This is a genomic window from Staphylococcus sp. Y174-1 (assembly GCF_049897865.1).
Classification (GTDB): domain Bacteria; phylum Bacillota; class Bacilli; order Staphylococcales; family Staphylococcaceae; genus Staphylococcus; species Staphylococcus saprophyticus.
On the sequence record NZ_JAFCXB010000001.1, the window covers coordinates 770,724 to 790,403 of the forward strand.

16 protein-coding genes are annotated in these 19,680 nt (G+C 32.8%); 7 read left to right on the top strand and 9 right to left on the bottom strand.

Annotated features, from left to right (window positions below):
• Positions 1-76: 76 nt before the first annotated feature.
• Complete coding sequence (locus ACP7BT_RS03880) at positions 77-2,335, top strand: ATP-binding cassette domain-containing protein (protein ID WP_426303734.1); 2,259 nt, start codon at positions 77-79, stop codon at positions 2,333-2,335.
• A 95-nt stretch (positions 2,336-2,430) separates the two neighbouring features.
• On the opposite strand, the gene ACP7BT_RS03885 is transcribed toward ACP7BT_RS03880, so the two are convergent.
• Both ACP7BT_RS03885 and cyoE read right to left on the bottom strand, forming a co-directional pair.
• Entirely contained in the window at positions 2,431-2,892 is a 462-nt protein-coding gene (locus tag ACP7BT_RS03885; RefSeq protein WP_011303401.1) for a DUF420 domain-containing protein, read from the bottom strand.
• A gap of 24 nt (positions 2,893-2,916) precedes the next feature.
• Positions 2,917-3,828, bottom strand: a complete 912-nt coding sequence (cyoE, locus tag ACP7BT_RS03890; protein WP_002483654.1) for a heme o synthase — start codon at positions 3,826-3,828, stop codon at positions 2,917-2,919.
• A 282-nt stretch (positions 3,829-4,110) separates the two neighbouring features.
• Here cyoE and ACP7BT_RS03895 point away from each other — a divergent pair, with 282 nt between their 5' ends.
• Entirely contained in the window at positions 4,111-5,019 is a 909-nt protein-coding gene (locus ACP7BT_RS03895; RefSeq protein ID WP_011303402.1) for a COX15/CtaA family protein, read from the top strand.
• Between the two features lie 77 nt (positions 5,020-5,096).
• Here the strand turns inward: ACP7BT_RS03895 and ACP7BT_RS03900 are convergent, their stop codons facing one another.
• The 3 genes from ACP7BT_RS03900 to ACP7BT_RS03910 all read right to left on the bottom strand — a co-directional run bounded on the left by ACP7BT_RS03900 (position 5,097) and on the right by ACP7BT_RS03910 (position 10,840).
• On the bottom strand, positions 5,097-8,552 hold the full coding sequence (locus ACP7BT_RS03900; RefSeq protein WP_426303735.1) for a pyruvate carboxylase: 3,456 nt from the start codon (positions 8,550-8,552) through the stop codon (positions 5,097-5,099).
• A gap of 400 nt (positions 8,553-8,952) precedes the next feature.
• Complete coding sequence (gene ftsW, locus ACP7BT_RS03905) at positions 8,953-10,188, bottom strand: cell division peptidoglycan polymerase FtsW (protein ID WP_011303404.1); 1,236 nt, start codon at positions 10,186-10,188, stop codon at positions 8,953-8,955.
• Between the two features lie 376 nt (positions 10,189-10,564).
• Positions 10,565-10,840, bottom strand: a complete 276-nt coding sequence (locus ACP7BT_RS03910; RefSeq protein WP_002483658.1) for a YlaN family protein — start codon at positions 10,838-10,840, stop codon at positions 10,565-10,567.
• Between the two features lie 334 nt (positions 10,841-11,174).
• Here ACP7BT_RS03910 and ACP7BT_RS03915 point away from each other — a divergent pair, with 334 nt between their 5' ends.
• Positions 11,175-11,657 (top strand): hypothetical protein, encoded by a 483-nt coding sequence (locus ACP7BT_RS03915; RefSeq protein ID WP_041079074.1) that lies wholly within the window; start codon positions 11,175-11,177, stop codon positions 11,655-11,657.
• Between the two features lie 2 nt (positions 11,658-11,659).
• Positions 11,660-11,833 carry a DUF2197 domain-containing protein gene (locus ACP7BT_RS03920; RefSeq protein ID WP_011303405.1) on the top strand — a complete coding sequence of 58 codons (174 nt, stop codon included), beginning with the start codon at positions 11,660-11,662 and terminating at the stop codon, positions 11,831-11,833.
• A gap of 356 nt (positions 11,834-12,189) precedes the next feature.
• Here the strand turns inward: ACP7BT_RS03920 and typA are convergent, their stop codons facing one another.
• Positions 12,190-14,037 carry a translational GTPase TypA gene (gene typA / locus ACP7BT_RS03925; protein ID WP_002483661.1) on the bottom strand — a complete coding sequence of 616 codons (1,848 nt, stop codon included), beginning with the start codon at positions 14,035-14,037 and terminating at the stop codon, positions 12,190-12,192.
• A 101-nt stretch (positions 14,038-14,138) separates the two neighbouring features.
• On the opposite strand from typA, the gene ACP7BT_RS03930 reads away from it, so the two are divergent.
• On the top strand, positions 14,139-14,330 hold the full coding sequence (locus tag ACP7BT_RS03930) for a DUF5325 family protein (protein WP_037538825.1): 192 nt from the start codon (positions 14,139-14,141) through the stop codon (positions 14,328-14,330).
• 89 nt (positions 14,331-14,419) lie between these two features.
• On the opposite strand, the gene ACP7BT_RS03935 is transcribed toward ACP7BT_RS03930, so the two are convergent.
• Positions 14,420-15,244 carry an inositol monophosphatase family protein gene (locus tag ACP7BT_RS03935; protein WP_002483663.1) on the bottom strand — a complete coding sequence of 275 codons (825 nt, stop codon included), beginning with the start codon at positions 15,242-15,244 and terminating at the stop codon, positions 14,420-14,422.
• Between the two features lie 263 nt (positions 15,245-15,507).
• Here ACP7BT_RS03935 and ACP7BT_RS03940 point away from each other — a divergent pair, with 263 nt between their 5' ends.
• On the top strand, positions 15,508-16,119 hold the full coding sequence (locus ACP7BT_RS03940) for a YktB family protein (RefSeq protein ID WP_002483664.1): 612 nt from the start codon (positions 15,508-15,510) through the stop codon (positions 16,117-16,119).
• Positions 16,120-16,281: 162 nt separating this feature from the next.
• On the opposite strand, the gene ACP7BT_RS03945 is transcribed toward ACP7BT_RS03940, so the two are convergent.
• Entirely contained in the window at positions 16,282-16,785 is a 504-nt protein-coding gene (locus ACP7BT_RS03945) for a DUF4064 domain-containing protein (RefSeq protein ID WP_041079072.1), read from the bottom strand.
• Positions 16,786-16,985: 200 nt separating this feature from the next.
• Here ACP7BT_RS03945 and ACP7BT_RS03950 point away from each other — a divergent pair, with 200 nt between their 5' ends.
• Positions 16,986-18,341 (top strand): Nramp family divalent metal transporter, encoded by a 1,356-nt coding sequence (locus ACP7BT_RS03950; RefSeq protein ID WP_080773278.1) that lies wholly within the window; start codon positions 16,986-16,988, stop codon positions 18,339-18,341.
• 119 nt (positions 18,342-18,460) lie between these two features.
• Here ACP7BT_RS03950 and auxB read toward each other — a convergent pair whose 3' ends face one another.
• On the bottom strand, positions 18,461-19,624 hold the full coding sequence (gene auxB, locus ACP7BT_RS03955) for a lipoteichoic acid stability factor AuxB (RefSeq protein WP_069825776.1): 1,164 nt from the start codon (positions 19,622-19,624) through the stop codon (positions 18,461-18,463).
• Between the last annotated feature and the right edge of the window lie 56 nt (positions 19,625-19,680).

Consider the following 19,680-nt stretch of genomic DNA (forward strand, 5'->3'; position numbering starts at 1 on the left):
ATATTACGCTCTATTACAAATTAAGGTAATACACAACTCAACTTTGGGTATACTATGAAATAAGAGGTGAAAATGCATGTCAATGATACGTATACATGGCGCAAAGCAAAATAATTTAAAAAATATTTCTGTTGATATACCTAAACATCAAATAACTGTTTTTACTGGGCGTTCGGGTTCAGGAAAATCTTCTTTAGTGTTTAATACAATTGCCGCAGAATCAGAACGGCTTTTAAACGAAACTTACTCAACATACATACAACATCAACTAGCTCAATTTTCAAAACCAAAGGTCGACTTAATCGAACATTTACCAGTGGCAATGATTATAAATCAAAAAAGATTAGGTGGAAATTCTCGCTCTACAGTCGGTACAATCTCGGACATCTATGCATCTGTGAGATTACTTTGGTCACGAATTGGCAAACCGTTTGTTGGTTACTCAGATATCTTTTCATTTAATAATCCTAAAGGTATGTGTGAAACTTGTTCAGGGCTTGGTTACGTTGAGGACATTGATTTACATGAATTATTAGATTTTAATAAATCGCTCAATGAAGATGCGATACGTTTCCCTTCTTTCAGACCAGATAGTTGGCGAGGAAAACGCTATTTATATTCTGGTTTGTTTGACAACGATAAAAAATTAAAACATTTTACCAAAGAAGAACTAGATACCTTCTTGTACGCTAAGCCAATGAAAATTAAACACCCACCAGAAAACTGGCCTAAGACTGCAAAATTTGAAGGTCTCATCCATAGATTTAGACGTTCATTTTTATTGAATGACAACTTTGAAAAAAATAAATTTAAAGAAGCGATTGATAGAGTGGTTACTTCTAAAAAATGCCCTACTTGTCACGGAAAAAGACTGAGCACTTCAGTTTTAAAGTGTAAAATCAATAACTTAGATATTGCTGATTTTACAAATTTATCAATTGATGATGCTTTAAAATTCATCAAAAAAATTGATTCACCAAAAGCAAATGTCATTATTGAACCATTGCAACAGCAGTTAGAATCATTGAGTTATATCGGCTTAAATTATTTAACTTTATCTAGAGAAACCACCTCTTTATCAGGTGGAGAATCACAAAGAATTAAACTCATTAGACATTTAAACAGTGCGTTGAGTGATTTAGTATATATTATTGATGAGCCGAGTATTGGACTTCATCCAGAAGATATTCAGCGTATTAATGAAATTATTCTGTCCTTGAAAAATAAAGGGAATACAGTTTTAGTAGTCGAACATGACCCAGATGTTATAAAAATAGCCGATCATATTATTGATTTAGGTCCTTTAGCTGGCAAATATGGTGGTGACATTACTTTTACAGGTAGTTATCATGAGTTACTCAATTCAACAACACATACTGGTGATGCTTTACGCAGAACGCACCAATTAAAATCACCGAATTTAAGCGCTTCAAATTTCATAAATTTAAAGAATGTTTCTCGTAACAATATTAAGAATATGACTGTGACACTGCCTGAACAAGCTATGACTGTCGTAACTGGTGTTGCGGGTTCTGGTAAAAGTTCGTTAATCCATGCAGGTTTAGAAGCGCTAGCAGATACCATTTTTATAGACCAAAAACCAGCGCATGCTTCGAGTCGCTCCAATTTATTGACTTATTTAAATATATTTGATGATGTGCGCTCATATTTTTGTGAAGCAACCGGTTTAAAGAAATCGTTGTTTAGCTATAATTCTGCAGGTGCTTGTCCTGAATGCCACGGTAGAGGCATTATCAAAACAGAGCTAGCCTTTATGCCAGATTTCACACAAACATGTGATGTTTGTCATGGTAAACGATACAAACCAGAAGTGTTAGATGCTAAAGTGGGGGGGTATAATATTGCTGATATTTTAGCATTAACGGTTGATGAAGCAATCACCTTTTTCAATAAAAATAAGGATATCGCTCAACCACTCCAAGCTTTAAAATCAACTGGTTTAAACTATATGACATTGGGACAAACACTTGATACATTGTCTGGTGGCGAAGTACAAAGAGTCAAATTAAGTAAATACTTAACAAAGACTGTCCACCAACATATCTTTGTTTTTGATGAACCAACGACTGGTTTACATGAAGATGATATCCCCATATTAATAGATTGCTTTAAACGACTCATCGATGAACACAATACAGTTGTTATTATAGAACATAATTTAACGATGATGACTTATGCTGATTGGATTATTGATATCGGACCATTTGCAGGTGAAAAAGGAGGCCAATTACTTTATCAAGGGGAACCTCAAGGTTTACTTCAAATAAATGCGTCGCTTACAGCCAAGCACTTAAAAAGATATACAGAACGCTAATTATCTTGTTAGCTATTCAAAACAAAGAGGAGTCATCTCATTGAGATGACTCCTCTTATATGCCTTTTAAAAAACTAACGCTTTATTTATGATTATTATAATCCAAACGTTGCTTTAAGTAGCGATGTTGTCTCGCCACCTGGATATAATACGTAAAGCAATAGGTATACAGCTACACCTGTAATAGCTGTACAGAACCAGACAATCGATGCTATAGGTCCAACAAATCTATGTACCTTAAATTTATCTTTAAAGGCGGTAATGATTTGTACAAGTCCTAAAATGCCCCCGATTGTTGCCAAATTAATGTGGAAAATCAAGAAAATTGTATAATAAATTTTGATAGAATCTGGACCACCAAATGCAGTATTACCTATAAAAATTGTTCTTGAAGCATAAATGATAAAGAATGCTAGTGCAAAAAATGCTGCAGCCAACATTACCTTTTTATGACTTTCAATTTTTCTTTTCCATATTTGACGCCAACCTATTGCAATAAGGATTGCACTAATTACAATAAAGCTTGTACTGATTGTGGGTAAAATTGGTAAGTTCATATAATACATCCTTATCATAAGTTATTAAAACATTTGAATGAGCGAGATGACAACAACGAGTACGAAGAAAACGACTAAATAGTTTAGTGAATATATAAACATTTTTGTTGCCCATTTTGTTTGATCTGTATCTTTTTTGAAGCTTGTTAATCCTAAGTACAGCCATCCTAAATTTAATAAAGTAGCTAACACAATAAATGTAACACCTAAGCTACTTAATAAGAATGGTAGTGGTAACAAGACAACTAACCAGAAAAACATACTTACTCTCGTACGATTAAATCCTTTAACTGATGGTAACATTGGTATATTTGCTAATGAATATTCATCCTTACGTTTAATTGCTAAAGCATAAAAATGAATCGGTTGCCAACAGAAGATAACTAAGAATAGTGCAACGGCTACTAAGCTTATATTTCCTTCTATCGCTGTCCAACCAATTAGCGGTGGAACTGCTCCTGGAAAACTGCCTATGACTGTATTCCAAACCGTATGTCTTTTAGACCAAATTGAATAAAATGATACATAACCAACAATGCCCAATAGACCAATAACGCCTGAAGGTATATTGAGTGCAAATAGTAATGCTTCCCCTATGAGCATCATTCCAAAGCTGAGAATTAATAAATTTCTATTTGAAATTCTTTCATTAACTGTAGGTCTCTGTTGTTTACTTGGCATGATACTGTCAATATCTTGATCGTAGTAATTATTTAAAGCACATGCGCCCCCCATAATTAACGTAGAGCCCACTAACATCATTAAGATTTGTGGTATTGACGAGAGGAAGGAATGATTTGCCAACACAATCGCTAACCATGATCCAGCAAATGCAGGAATTAAATTCCCTTGAACCAAGCCCATTTTGATGATTTGCTGTAACTCTTTAAAAGTTACACGGCTAGAATTATGCGCCAAAGTTTGTTCTTTGTTCATAATTTCCCTCCTATTTTTTTCATATAATACAATGATATATTAATTTTGTTCGATTGACTACATTAATGTAAAGATATTTGTGACACTTTATCGACATTAGCAAAAAGTCATTTTTGTGACACATTTTATTTGCTATTTATTGTTATAATAAAATTTAAGATTTATGAACATATAAAAATATATGAATGAGATGTATCATTATGTATACCTAAGTTGCTTTTAGCACTACTGGGCGTAATTAAATATTTTCATTATTATATTTTTAAAGTGGGGGGTTAATTCTTGTTTAGCAAAAAAAACCTTAAATGGTTATCTGTGTTAGCAACAGTCATAATGGCTTTTGTTCAACTTGGTGGCGCGTTAGTAACAAAAACAGGTTCAGCAGATGGTTGTGGATCTGACTGGCCACTTTGTCATGGCGCGTTCTTACCTCAAAATTTACCAATTCAAACATTAATTGAATTAAGTCATCGTGCAGTATCTGGCTTATCATTAATTGTCGTTTTATGGTTGGTTATTGTTGCTTGGAAACATATTGGTTATATCAAAGAAGTTAAACCATTATCTTGTATTAGTGTTGGTTTCTTACTAATTCAGGCTTTAGTTGGTGCGGCAGCAGTAATGTGGCAACAAAATGCATATGTATTAGCACTTCACTTTGGTATCTCTTTAATTTCCTTTTCATCTGTATTTGTATTAACTTTAATTATATATGAAGTTGACCGTAAATATGAAGCTGATGAATTGTTTATTAGAAAACCATTGAGAATTTATACATGGATTATGGCACTCATTGTTTATATGACGATATATACAGGTGCTTTAGTAAGACATAAAGAAGCAAGTTTAGCGTATGGTCAATGGCCATTACCGTTTAATGATTTAATGCCACATAATGTTCAGGATTGGGTAAATTTAACACATAGAGGTATGGCACTCATTGCCTTTATTTGGATTTTAATTACATTTATCCACGCCGTAAACAATTATAGAGAAAATCGTACAATTCGTTACGGTTATACAGCGGCATTTATTTTAGTTATCTTACAAGTAACAACAGGCGCATTATCCATTATTACTGAAGTTAATTTATTCATCGCATTGTTACATGCATTGTTTATTACATTACTCTTCGGATTAATCGCATACTTTATCATATTAATGTTACGTACAATTCGAAGTGGCGGATAATTAACGTTTTGGGTATATAATCACATAAAAAGCAAGCTCAGTTTTTAAGAAAACTGAGCTTGCTTTTTATTTTTAAACTAATCAACAGGTTCTTTTTCAATTTCAATCAATAAGTCGCCTGTTTCAATTGCTTCACCACTTTGTACTGTAACTTTTTTAACAACGCCATCAAACGGTGCTTGAATCGTTGTTTCCATCTTCATAGCTTCAGTAATCAATAACGCTTGACCACTCGTTACAGATTCTCCTTCAGCAATCTTCACTTCCGTAACTGAACCTGGCATTTGTGCACCAATATGATTTGGGTTTAATTTATCTGCTTTTGGCTTAACACTTTCATTCGCCTTAACATTTTCATCTTGAATAAAGATACGTCGCGCTTGACCATTCATATCATAAAAGATTGTACGTATACCTTTTTCATCTGGTTCCGTAATTGTCTTAAGTGTAATGATTAAACGTTTACCTGTATCAATTTCAATCTCAACCGTTTCATTTGAACGCATACCAAAGAAGAATGTTGGCGTATCTAAAAGAGACACATTTCCAAATTGTTCTTGTGTTGCTATAAATTGTTCGTAAACTTTAGGATATAGCACATAACTTATGATGTCTTGTTCTGTTACTTCTCTCTCTTGTTTTTCTTCTAATTCTTTTCTTACTGCTTCAAAATCAACAGGATCTAAATGTTCCCCTGGTCGATCTGTAATGGCAGATTGCCCTTTGAGAATAACTTTTTGTAACGTTTTATTGAAACCATTAACTGGCTGTCCAATATCACCTTTAAAGAATGACACAACTGATTCAGGGAAATCCAATTTATAGCCATCTTTTATAATAGTATCTTCATCTAAATCATTTTGTACCATGTACAATGCCATGTCACCTACAACTTTAGATGACGGCGTTACTTTAACAATATCACCAAATAAGAAGTTCACACGTCTATACATTTCTTTTACTTCATTAAATCGATTGCCTAATCCTAAACTTTTAGCTTGTTGGCTTAGGTTCGAATATTGACCACCAGGCATTTCGTGTTTATAAATTTCAGTATTAGGTGATTTAATATCACTTTCAAAATCACTGTAATATTGACGTACTGTACCCCAATAGTGTGATAACTCTTCCATACCATCTACATCTGCACGCATATTTCTATCAAATCCATTTAATGCATAATATAAAGAGTTGCCACTTGGTTGGCTTGTTAAACCACTCATAGAAGCTACTGCAGTATCAATGACGTCTACACCTGCATCTATAGCTTGTTTATACACTAATAAACCATTTCCACTTGTGTCATGTGTGTGTAAGTGAATTGGTAAATCAACCGCAGCTTTCAATTCTCCAATTAGTTCATTGGCAGCTTTAGGTTTCAATAATCCCGCCATATCTTTAATCGCTAATATATGGAATCCTTCACGTTCAAGTGTTTTCGCCATATCAACATAGTATTGTAAAGTGTAAATATCCGAACGATTTGGATTTAATATGTCTCCTGTATAACAAATCGTCCCTTCCGAAATTTTACCCGCTTCTTGTACAGCTTCATTGGCCACTTTCATTTGATCAACCCAATTTAAAGAGTCAAAGATACGGAACACGTCTATGCCAGCTTCTGAACTTTCTTTAACGAATTTTTTTATAACATTGTCTGGATAATTTTTATATCCAACAGCATTTGAGGCGCGTAATAACATTTGGAATAAAACATTTGGAATTTCTTTTCTTAATCTTTCTAAGCGTTCCCATGGATTTTCTTTCAAGAAATTATACGCAACATCAAAAGTTGCACCGCCCCACATCTCTAATGAAAAGCTGTCTTTCATTACTTGAGCTGTTTTAGAAGCAATATTCATCATGTCTTTTGTTCTCACACGTGTAGCTAATAATGACTGATGCGCATCTCTAAATGTAGTGTCGGTGATTAATACATCGTCTTGCTCTTTTAACCATTCTGCTACTGCCTTAGGTCCTTTAGTATCCAGTATTTGTTTCGTTCCCTCTAATTTTGCTATTTCTTTTCTAGGGATTTGTGGAATTGGCGATGTTTCATAGATCGGTTTAGGTCGTTTTTCTACATTTGGAAATCCATTAATCGAAACATTACCAATATATTCTAACGTTTTTGTACCTCTATCTAATGTCGGTTCAATATCAAATAACTCAGGTGTCCGCTCAATGAATTTAGTAGTATAATCACCTGTTTTAAATTGCTCATTTCTCATAACATTAATTAAAAACGGAACATTGGTTTTCACACCACGGATTCGCATTTCTTGTAATGAACGATTCATTTTTTCATTTGCTTGTTTGTAAGACATAGCGTGTGTAGATAATTTTACCAATAACGAATCATAATAAGGTGAAATTTCTGCACCTTGGAATCCATCACCAGCATCTAATCTCACTCCAAAACCACCGCTTGAACGATAAGCTATGATACGTCCAGTATCTGGCATAAAATCATTTGTTGGATCTTCAGTAGTAATACGACATTGAATCGCATATCCTAATGTTTTAATATCTGCTTGACTTGGCATACTTATTTCTTCGTCAAATAGATTTTCACCATCAGCAACAAGTATTTGTGTTTTAACGATATCAACACCTGTAATCATCTCAGTAATCGTATGTTCCACTTGAACACGCGGATTAACTTCAATGAAGTAGAATTCTTCGCCCGATACAAGGAATTCCACCGTACCCGCATTGACATATTCAATATTTTCCATTAATTGGATTGCTGCTTCACAGATACGTTCCCTTAAATCATCTGACAATGCAACTGAAGGTGCCACTTCTACTACCTTTTGGTGTCGTCTTTGTACAGAACAATCACGTTCATATAAATGTACGATATTACCATGTTCATCACCGATAACTTGTACTTCAATATGTTTCGGATTGTCTATATATTTTTCAATATATACTTCACTATTACCAAATGATTTTTCCGCTTCAGATTTAGCTCGATGGAATGCGTCTTCTAATTCATCTTCCGATTGTACGATACGCATACCTTTACCGCCGCCACCACTTGTCGCTTTAATCATCAATGGGTAACCTGCTTCATTAGCAAATGCAATCGCATCCTCTTGATTATCAATAGGACCATCCGTACCTGGAATGACTCTTAAATCCGCATTAATTGCTGTTGTTCTTGCCTTAACTTTATCGCCAAACATGTCTAAATGTTCAACACGTGGACCAATAAATTTAATTCCTTCTTCTTGACATCTACGAGCAAATGTTTCATTTTCACTTAAAAAGCCATAACCAGGATGTATCGCATCTACATCTGCACGCTTAGCAACATCAATGATTCTTTCTATATCTAAATAAGATTCAGCAGGTCCTAAATCTTTGCCTACTAAATAAGATTCATCTGCTTTATATCTATGTAAAGACCCTTTATCTTCATTTGAATAAATTGCAACTGTTTTAATATCTAATTCTGTCGCTGCCCTAAAAATTCTTATTGCTATTTCACCACGATTGGCTACCAAAAGCTTGTTTATTTGTTTCACATCATGGTCCCCCTTAAATTTTGAATTTTCTAAAAAGTTAGATATGATTTTCATTATAGCAAAATACGAACAATGTATACAGTAATAAATTATTAAGTTTTATCTTGAAACTATTTATAAGATGTTAAATTTTAAAATTTTTATAATTTAAATGTACTTCTTCCGAATAAATCGAAAGCCTTACTATAACAAGCTTAGAAGAAAATTATATCACGTATTAACATTAATAAAAAGTTATTACTATTGATAACTTTTTATTATCATTATATCTATCTGTAAAAAGTATTTCAAAATTAGGTTTAAATTGTAAAAAAATAGACAAACATTTCAACTATTAAAAGTTGAAATGTTTGCCTTTAAATCCTTTTACTGATTATTAAACATTGAATTTAGTTTTTTATTAATACCGTCTAGTCATTCCAATATGAGTCTTTTTCTTATTCGCTTGTTTTTTTCTATAAGCTTCTATTCTTATTTGTTTACCGGTAATAAGTAATAAACCTAAAGCGATACTTAAACTAATCATAGATGAACCACCAAAACTGATAAATGGTAATGGCACCCCTGTTAAAGGAATTGTACCTGAAATACCACCTAAATTAACGAAAGTTTGACTTCCTATATAACTAGCTACACCAACACATACGAGTTTATAAAAATAAGAATTTGTCTTATTAGCTAACTCAAAGGCTCTATAGACGATAAAGAATAGTAAACAAATGACTACAAGGCCACCTACTAAACCTAATTCTTCACATATAATAGAAAAAATAAAATCTGTATGTGGTTCAGGCAAATAACCTAATTTCATGATACTATTGCCTAGGCCTCTACCTAGCAAGCCACCATTTCCGATGGCAATTAGGGAATTAGAAATATGATACCCCGTACCTGATTCTTGGCTAAATGGATTTGTTAACGTACTAAATCTCGCTGTTAAGTAATCTGGTACTAAACCAATAATTAAGAAGAGCGAGCCAATAATAACGACACCTACTATAATTAACAGACCGTATTTAATGGATTTTTGGACACCAATACCAGCATAGAAAAGTATTGAAACGAATATAATCATGATCAATAATGTTTGTCCGACATCGCGCTGTAACAGCACTAATGCGATACACAATCCTGCTAAAATAATTGGTGAAGTCATTAATTTTGGCTGTTTAAATACTTTTGGTCGTTTCTTTTCAATCATATAAGGAATATATAAGATGATTGCAATTTTCAACAATTCAGAAGCTTGTAAATTCATAAAACCTAAATTAATCCAACTTTTTGAACCATTGATATTACTACCAACAACTAGTGTTGCAGCAAGTAAAATAATGATGCCAATCATCATCCATTTTTGAAATCTAATTGTTTCTAATAATTTAACATTCATGAAGAATGCCATGAAAAATACTATAACTAAACTCATTATCACGTACATTAATTGTCTTGTATAAAAGTACGTACCTGGTACGGATATGCCACCTGTCAACGATCCTTTTGTAGCAGCAACCATACTTGCACTATATACCATAACCAAACCAATTAGACATAATAATAAATATGTAACTACGAGTGGATAATCGATATATTTGGCATTTTTACTTATATATCGAAAAAACCGTTTTATGTTATTCATATGACATATCATCCAATTCTAATTTTTAATATTCTATTTGTTAATTCGATAACTGTATTTAATAAAAGTGATTTGAATCATCCGTAATCCTTTTACGGTAATCGTTTGATAAAAATAAATTTTACTTTTAACATTATATCAAACATTGTAACAATTTCTCGAGCAAATATAACACTAATAATCATTATTTTATTTTATTGTTGAGTTATTTTTTTAAAGCACGACAAAAGTGGCTAAGAAATGATCAACAAATGATTGATGTCCCAGCCACTTTCACAATACTTATGTAGTTTTAAATAATAAATTCCTATATAAGTTTATATATCAATTTTGGAATCTTATGTTTCCAGAAATAAATCTACCTACTGTAACCAAATTAAACATTAGTAAATGCATCATGCAATTTAGAAAGTTCTTTTTCTAAACGAAGCATTAAATCTTTGCCCACTTCTCTGTCAACTAAACCAAGTTGTACAGCAAAATCCACTTCTTTTTGTAATCCAAACATTTGTGTATCAAGTACTTCTTCATATAATGGGCATTGAGGTAATGTAAGATTATCCATTTGTACTTTAATAAGTTGGAGAATCCTATCAGCATCTTTATTCAATTGGTCATATGCCGCATTGTTAATTTTTTGATTTTTTTCCAAGACATACTCCCCCTATCAATTGTAACTTTATAAGAAGAGTGTATCTTACTAAATAGTAAAAAGCAAGTGAATTCAAGAATATACGTTTCTGTCTAATTTGTGATAATATTAATAGTAACGATAATTTAATTTACTCTTATTTATAATCAATGTGCCTTTATACAGGCCATTACTTGAAAACGGTTTAATGATTTTTATTTTTTAGCTCTGCTAAACTTGAATTAAATGTAACATAGATAAGTGTTTTGTTCACAAAAAAGTCATTTTTATCACTAAAATTTTTTCAATAAAATGATTATAGATATTTGTAATTTATGCCAATAGGAGTGGGATTATGATTCAAATTAAGGGTGAAGTTAAATTTCCAATTACGCTAGATAGTACGACTTGGATTTTTGATGACAGAAAAGTACAAATTGAAGATTTAGAACAAGGCGTTTTTGACGGCACAAAGCCAATCAATTTTGACGATAATCGCGAATGGAATAGGGCCATTCTAGAAGGTCAAACGAATCCGCCAACTCTAAATTCAGAAATTAAATATAAAAGACGCGCAGTATTAGAAAAATCTTTTGTTATCAATATGACACCATTTTTCAAAAATGCTGAACCTCATGATAATGCAACCACAATACGTTTGTTTAATGATAATGAGTCAATTGAAATACCAATCTACTTGTTACCTTACCTCTTTTTCCAATTCGCCAAAGATGGTAAAAGATTATATGAGGATTATTCTGTTGATAGCTTTGTTTATATTCCTGAAGAAGGATATTCTTATCAGTTTCAATATGTTACTGGTATAGAGGTGATCTAGTTATGAAGAAAGTGAAATGTATCATTTGTGATACGGAAGTGTTCATAGATCAAAATACATTAGAAGCCAAAAGATTACGTAACGATCCAATGCATACGTTTATGTGTGATGAATGTAAAAGTAGACTTGATACACCAAAACAACGTAATCAAGATACAACGTATAATCATCGTTAAACAGTTAAATATGTAATAAAACGTTTCTTAAAATATGATAATAATATACTAACAACCCAATAAAGCATCCGTGACATAAATGTCTCTAATTAATAAGGCACCTCATTTTTAAATTATTTAATGGTAATTTTAAAATGAGGTGCCTTTATTTTTTGAATATTAATATGCGTATTTTGAATCATAACATAACTTGCTGACGCCCAGAGCAATAGTAAGCGTGTGAGACTATAAGCTCGTCTATCTTACAAGCCTGAGATGGTTAAAATAATAATATTTTAAATATAAAGAAGACTCATCCTTAATACGAATGAGTCCTCTTATATTTAAATTAAAATGTTTTAGAAAAAAACGTTTTATTATTCATCTTCTTGCATTAATTGTTTAATACGTTTCGCTTCTTTTTCACGTGCATTTTTCTCTAATACTGTTTTTCTAATACGGATGTTTTCTGGCGTAGCTTCTACAAGTTCATCGTCATTAATAAATTGTAAAGCTTCTTCAAGTGTTAACGTTCTTGGACGTTTCATTGTAACTGTTTGGTCTTTATTAGAAGAACGTACGTTAGTTTGGTTTTTCTCTTTCGTTACATTAACTGTTAAGTCATTTTCACGGTTATGTTCACCAACAACCATACCTTCATAAACTTCAGTACCTGGTTCCATAAAGTTTACACCACGGTCTTCTAAGCCCATAAGTGCATATGAACTTGCTTTACCTTGATCTAATGATACTAATGCGCCATTTCTTCTACCACCGATACGGCCTTTAACACGTGGTTTAAATTCTTCAAATGTATGGTTAATAATACCATAACCACGTGTTTGAGACATAAATTCAGTAGTATAACCGATTAATCCACGCGCTGGTACCATAAAGATAATACGTGTTAAGCCATTGTCTGTAGTGACCATGTCTAACATTTCACCTTTACGTTGTCCTAATGATTCAATCACAGCACCTGTATATTCTTGTGGTACTTCACATTGTACACGTTCAAATGGCTCACATTGTACGCCATCAATTTCTCTTAAGATAACTTGTGGTTTAGAAACTTGTAATTCGAAACCTTCACGTCTCATATTTTCAATTAATATAGATAAGTGTAATTCACCACGACCTGCAACAATCCATTTATCTGGAGATTCAGTTTGTGTAACTTTTAAAGAAACGTCTGTTTCTAATTGTTGATCTAAACGTTCTTGAATTTGACGTGAAGTCACGTAATCACCTTCACGACCTGCGAATGGAGAATTGTTTACTCTGAAAGTCATTTCTAGTGTTGGTTCATCAATTCTTAATACTGGTAATGCCTCTTGGTTATCAGTTGGCGTTACTGTTTCACCAACGTTAATATCTTCCATTCCTGATACAGCAATTAGGTCCCCGGCATATGCTTCATTAACTTCTTCACGTTTCAAACCGAAGAAACCAAAGATTTTTGTTACACGGAAGTTTTTAATTGATCCGTCTAATTTAATCAATGATACATTGTCACCGACACGCATTGTTCCTCTAAATACACGACCAACACCAATACGTCCTAAATAGTCACTATAGTCTAATAGTGCTGTTTGGAATTGAAGTGGCTCATCTCTATTATCTACAGGAGCTGGTACATAATCAATGATTGTTTCATACAATGATTGCATGTTTTCATCTTGTTTTTCTGGATCTAAACTTGCAGTACCATTCACTGCTGAAGCATATACAACTGGGAAATCAAGTTGTTCATCGTTTGCTTCTAATTCAATAAATAAGTCTAAAACTTCATCAACTACACCTTCAGGTCTAGCTTCTGGTTTGTCAATTTTATTTACAACTACAACTGGTTTCAAGTTTTGTTCTAATGCTTTTTTCAAAACAAAGCGTGTTTGAGGCATTGTACCTTCATATGCATCTACTACTAAGACAACACCATCAACCATTTTCATGATACGTTCTACTTCTCCACCGAAGTCAGCATGTCCTGGTGTATCTAATATATTAATTCGATTATCTTTGTAATTTACTGCTGTATTTTTCGCAAGGATAGTGATACCACGTTCTCTTTCAATATCATTTGAATCCATTGCTCTTTCGTCTACGTGCTCATTCTCACGGAAAATTCCTGATTGTTTTAACAATTCGTCTACAAGTGTCGTTTTACCATGGTCAACGTGAGCAATGATAGCTATATTACGAACATCTTCTCTTATTTTAGTCATTTTTATACAATTTCCTTTCTCGAGTAAATTCCCACTTTTCTTTGCAACTTTTTTATTATATCATATAATTGGTTAAAGAAAACTATAAAGGTGTGGTAGGGATGCAACAAAAAAAATCAAAAGCAATATTTTGGGTACTCGCTGTGGTTGCTATAGTATTTTTACTTTTATTTAGCTTCAGTTTAGCTGCTACAAATGTTCCATTCATGATTTTAACATTTATATTATTCATTGCAACATTTGGTTACGGTTTCACGTTGAAAAAGAAATATCGTGAAAATGATTGGCTATAATTTCATGTTGATTTAACATATATTCATAAATACGTCTCACTCTTCTAAGTAGGAGTGAGACGCTTTTTTATTTTTAAAAATCGATTTAGCTAATCATTTTTAGCTTTTAATTTTTGCTGTAATAATTGAACTATTTCATAATTTTTTTTGAAATGGTTATCTATTAACTCTGAATGTAAATCCTTATTTGCCATTATAATCGAACTCGGTTCATATATGGATAAGGGTTCTCCTAATAAGTTTGTGCCGACGCCCCCCACTTCATTTAAGATAATCAAACCACCTGCAAAATCCCATGGTTGTAATCTAGGTGTCATATATGCACCTAATTTACCAGTTGCCACGTGTATGATTTCTAACGCTGCAGAACCATAGGCACGCGCGCTCCTTGCTTCATTTACGATGGGTTTAAACATTTCACCTAAGCGTGGTTTAGTTAGCCAATTGGGATTAATACCAATAATACTCGTTTTTAGTTGTGTGGAAGAAATTGCTGGTAACAAATTACCGTTTTCATATGCGCCTTCACCCGTTTTAGCATGATATAATACATCGTTCATAACGTCATAAACAAAGCCAGCATATGGTTTCCCATCATTATAGATACCGATTGAAATTGCAAAATTTTCTTGCTGATGTACAAAATTCAACGTACCATCAATTGGATCGATAACCCAAACTACCCCTGCCTCGTCTTTCAGCTCATGTCCATGTCCTTCTTCACCTATAACTAAATGATTCGGGTATGTTTGCTTGATGTTATCAAAAAGATATTTCTCCGTAGCTTTATCCACATTCGTCACTAGATCATTAGGATTTGATTTTGTCTCAATCTTAATGTCTTGTTTCATTATTTTTTTTACATTGATTCCTGCTTCTAATATAAGGCCTTTTGCAAATTCATAAACAGTCATTGTATCAGCTCCTTGTTCACTATTTATTATACATTAGTTAATACTTAAAAAGATATTAGCCAACAATTTATTAAATACTTCAATAATCAAGCATTAAATTTCATCTAAGTATGATTTATCTATTATAATTACCCTTTTTACTCGTTGTATACACGCACTAGATATCACTTATTCAGTATCATAAGGGTATAGAGCAAAGCAAATGTTTCAATGTTTATATTATGCTACAATACAAACGTATAGAATGATTATAGGAGGACCAAATGACTAAATATACATTTAAACCTAAGAATTTTAAAGCATTCACTGTTGATGGTCTTGATGCAAGAATGGAAGCACTCAACGAACGCGTTAGACCACAATTAAATCATTTGGGTGACTACTTCGCACAATACTTGGAAACTGCTACTGGCGAAATTTTCTATCCACATGTTGCTAAACATGCACGTAGAAGTGTCAATCCACCCAAAGATACTTGGGTCGCTTTTGCAACAAATAATCGTGGTTATAAAATGCAACCACATTTTCAAATAGGCCTTTTTGAAAATCAATTGTTCGTTATGTATGGTGTGATGCATGAAGCCAAGGATAAAGCGCAACAAGTACAAGCTTTTGTAGATCAATTCGATGCATTGAGAAATTTACCTTCAGATTATAGCGTGAGTTTAGACCATATGAGTCAAGAAAAAACGTATATCCACAATATGACTGACGAAGATTTATTCAAAGCGTTTAAGCGCGTTAAAGAAGTGAAAAAAGGTGAATTTTTCGTTGCTCGTACTTTGTCACCAAATTCAGAACACCTTAAAAATGATAAAGCTTTCCTATCTTTCTTAGAAGAAACGTTTGAACAACTGTTAAAATTTTATAAATAAAAACAACTGACCTCATACATTGTCGTACCTTCATAAATGAGTTATATAACTCATTTATGAAGGTGACATTAGAATCGTATAGGTCAGTTGTTTTTTTGCGTTATCACGCTATTTATTAACACAGATTTAAATCATGATATTTTGTATGTTGCTTAATGATACTTAATAAATATAAGGATCATTATCTTTCTTCTGTTTCATTTCACGATCTGGATCCATGTCCTCAGTTCGATTGGCATTATGCGTATCATTAGCGTTATCGTTTGAAACAATACCTTTGTGATGATCAAAGCGCTTATCCTTTTTGACGAATAACATGATACCAACAATAAACCACAAAATGAGCGCAACAAAATTCCCGGAAAATATACTAGTGATTGCTGCAATTATAAAAACACAAGCAGCCAACACACGATTTCCTTTGATAATAAAAGTTCCCAATATACCAAGTATCGTAGAAATAATTAATAAAACGCCTTGAAACATAATAGATGTTTTAAATGTTTCCATCGACATTTCTAGTCCTTGTTGCTGATTCATTTGATGAAATGCCTCTTTAAATTCTGGTACATTCATAAATGAAAAGACTAGAACCATTAATAATAGAAACAGTATACTAAGACCATTTGCAATCCACGCCATGATACATTCAGGTTTCCTATTCATCGACTTCCTCCTTAGATTATACTTTCCTCTATCATATCAAAATTGCATTTAATTAAAAATCATCTCGTATAATGATCAAACTAATTAATCAATAGCCCCTATTCAAATTTTAATGTAGCCAAGAAATTTATTCTCTATGTATTTTTTAGGTTGACCTAATAATTATTTTGGAGTAATCTATAAAGTGTTAATAAATGAATATGGAGGTGGGGGTATTGAAAAATCATGTTCAAACCCATAATAAGAGTTTAGATGAAATTAATAATACGGTTTCCATCAATACTCATGGCAAATTTAGCCAAAAATTATTTTCATTTTTAGGGCCAGGTTTATTAGTCGCTGTTGGCTATATGGACCCAGGTAATTGGATTACTTCTATGCAAGGTGGCGCGCAGTTTGGATACATTTTGCTATTCGTGATTTTACTTTCTAGTCTGTCAGCAATGTTATTACAAAGTATGACAGTAAGGTTAGGAATAGCAACAGGTATGGACTTAGCTCAGGCTACTAAACACTATTTAAATAAACCCGTTGCATTTGTATTTTGGATCATTGCTGAGTTAGCAATTATCGCGACAGATATAGCAGAAGTTATAGGTAGTGCCATTGCCTTAGATTTATTATTTGGTATTCCGCTTCTTGTAGGCGCGTTAATCACAGTATTTGATGTTTTCTTATTACTATTTATTATGCGCTTTGGTTTTAGAAAAATCGAAGCCATTGTGGGAACACTTATATTCACAGTACTTGTTATTTTTGTTTTCGAGGTATTTATTGCATCACCTCACGTTACTGAAGTATTAAATGGTTTTGTTCCGAGTTCAACAATTATTACAGATAATGGTGCACTCTTTATTGCATTAGGTATTATCGGAGCGACAATTATGCCGCACAACTTATATTTACATTCATCAATCGTTCAATCACGTATGTATGATCGCAATAGCACACAATCAAAAGCACACGCAATCAAATATGCAACAATGGACTCAAATATACAATTATCAATTGCATTCATCGTGAATTGTTTATTACTATTATTAGGCGCAGCGCTTTTCTTTGGTGTAAATACAGAGCAATTAGGTGGATTCTATGATTTATATAATGCATTACAGAATCAACCATTATTAGGTGCGTCGTTAGGTGCAATTATGAGTACTTTATTTGCAATCGCACTGCTTGCGTCAGGTCAAAATTCTACAATAACTGGAACAATGGCAGGTCAAATCGTCATGGAAGGTTTTATAAATTTAAAAATACCAAATTGGTTACGAAGATTGATTACACGTTTAATTGCGATATTACCTATCATTATCTGTTTAATCGTCTTTAATAGTAATGAAGCAAAAATGGAACAATTATTAGTATTTTCACAAGTATTTTTAAGTTTAGCTTTACCATTTTCACTCATTCCACTTCAATTATCAACGAATGACAAACATTTGATGGGACAATTTAAAAATAAATTATGGGTAAATATCATATCATGGTGTTTAATCATTATACTTAGCATTCTAAATATTTACCTAATTATTCAAACATTCCAAGAGTTATAATATATAGCATTATTGTATATAACTAAAATGAATATTTTATGTAAAAGATAAACATAAAAAAGATGAGCGAGGTACACTTTATGTCCTCGCTCATCTTTTTTATTAAGCATCGTCTCTTATTACGATTTATCTTGTTGATCTTTTTCAGTTTCTTGAACTGAATCATTAGGTGTTTCAGTTTCATGAGACGTCATCTTTTTGCGTTCTTCAAAATTTTGTCTGCGTAGACTAACTGCGCTCGGCTGTTGTTTGCGTCTTTCTTTTTCGCGCTTCTTACGTTCTTTCTTCTCTTGCTTAACACGCATTTTTTCTTCAGCTTTTTCTTGTTTTAATCGCGCCGCTTCTTCGGCCTCAGCTTGTTGTCGACGTTGTTGTTCTTCATACTCAGCTTGTTGACGACGTTGCTCCGCTTCATGTTCTTCTTGTCTGCGTTGTGCTGCAGCTGCTTCATCTTCTTGGTTTTGCTTAGATACGTATTCACCAGATTCATCATACACATTACTCACATTGCCAAAATCATCTTCCACATTTTGCGCATCTGCTTGCGTCTCATTTTGTTTTTTCTGCTTATAGTTGTATTTTGCTTGTCTTGATAGAACTTGAGGTTCCTCTTCAGTCGCATCATTTTTACCATTTACTTTATTAGCAACTTCAGATGAATAGCCCCCTCTTCTTAACGAATCATCATTAGTAGGTTGTTCAACATCAGCAGTTTGTTGTTTCTCATAATATTGAGATTGTGGTTGTGGTTCTGGTTCTGACGGTTGATCATAATCAGAATAATGACCTCTATAACCTTCTGTATAATATGCAGGTACTGTTTCTACTTTGTCTTTTCGAGCAAACATCATGATTGCAACGATTAAAAATAGAATTGGTATGATAAGTGGTACAAATAATAATACGAGCGGTAATGTTATAACCGTAGCCAATAAAAATAAGAACCCTGATAAGATTCTAATATTCATAGATATCAGTGCTAAGAATGATAACAGTAAACATACGATAAAGTATACAATGACTGCCCATACACCATTTTGTAGCCAAATAACAAATTGTGTCGTATTCAAACTATTATTTGCTAGAATTTGTTGAACAAAGTCATTACCATTTAGCGTTGTTTCTAAATTTTGTATTGATGTTTCACTACTAAAAGATACTAGTGCAATAAACATCGTAATTACGGTTAGTAGTAATAAGAATACCCAACTTAACCAACCTAATACTTTTTCTGCTAGTCGACTCACTGGTCGTCTAACTTGAGTATATTGCTCTCCTGACATATTTTTACAACTCCTTATATTGCTTGTCAAACTATTATAGCGAATTAATGGCAAAA

Excerpts from the sequence above, each read along its gene's own strand:
- ftsW (WP_011303404.1), bottom strand. The coding sequence starts at position 10,188 with ATGAATAACATAAAACGGTTTTTTCGATATATAAGTAAAAATGCCAAA.
- ACP7BT_RS03885 (WP_011303401.1), bottom strand. The coding sequence starts at position 2,892 with ATGAACTTACCAATTTTACCCACAATCAGTACAAGCTTTATTGTAATT.
- ACP7BT_RS03950 (WP_080773278.1), top strand. The coding sequence starts at position 16,986 with ATGGAGGTGGGGGTATTGAAAAATCATGTTCAAACCCATAATAAGAGT.
- ACP7BT_RS03920 (WP_011303405.1), top strand. The coding sequence starts at position 11,660 with ATGAAGAAAGTGAAATGTATCATTTGTGATACGGAAGTGTTCATAGAT.
- ACP7BT_RS03945 (WP_041079072.1), bottom strand. The coding sequence starts at position 16,785 with ATGAATAGGAAACCTGAATGTATCATGGCGTGGATTGCAAATGGTCTT.
- ACP7BT_RS03940 (WP_002483664.1), top strand. The coding sequence starts at position 15,508 with ATGACTAAATATACATTTAAACCTAAGAATTTTAAAGCATTCACTGTT.
- ACP7BT_RS03935 (WP_002483663.1), bottom strand. The coding sequence starts at position 15,244 with ATGACTGTTTATGAATTTGCAAAAGGCCTTATATTAGAAGCAGGAATC.
- ACP7BT_RS03930 (WP_037538825.1), top strand. The coding sequence starts at position 14,139 with ATGCAACAAAAAAAATCAAAAGCAATATTTTGGGTACTCGCTGTGGTT.
- cyoE (WP_002483654.1), bottom strand. The coding sequence starts at position 3,828 with ATGAACAAAGAACAAACTTTGGCGCATAATTCTAGCCGTGTAACTTTT.
- ACP7BT_RS03880 (WP_426303734.1), top strand. The coding sequence starts at position 77 with ATGTCAATGATACGTATACATGGCGCAAAGCAAAATAATTTAAAAAAT.
- auxB (WP_069825776.1), bottom strand. The coding sequence starts at position 19,624 with ATGTCAGGAGAGCAATATACTCAAGTTAGACGACCAGTGAGTCGACTA.
- ACP7BT_RS03915 (WP_041079074.1), top strand. The coding sequence starts at position 11,175 with ATGATTCAAATTAAGGGTGAAGTTAAATTTCCAATTACGCTAGATAGT.
- typA (WP_002483661.1), bottom strand. The coding sequence starts at position 14,037 with ATGACTAAAATAAGAGAAGATGTTCGTAATATAGCTATCATTGCTCAC.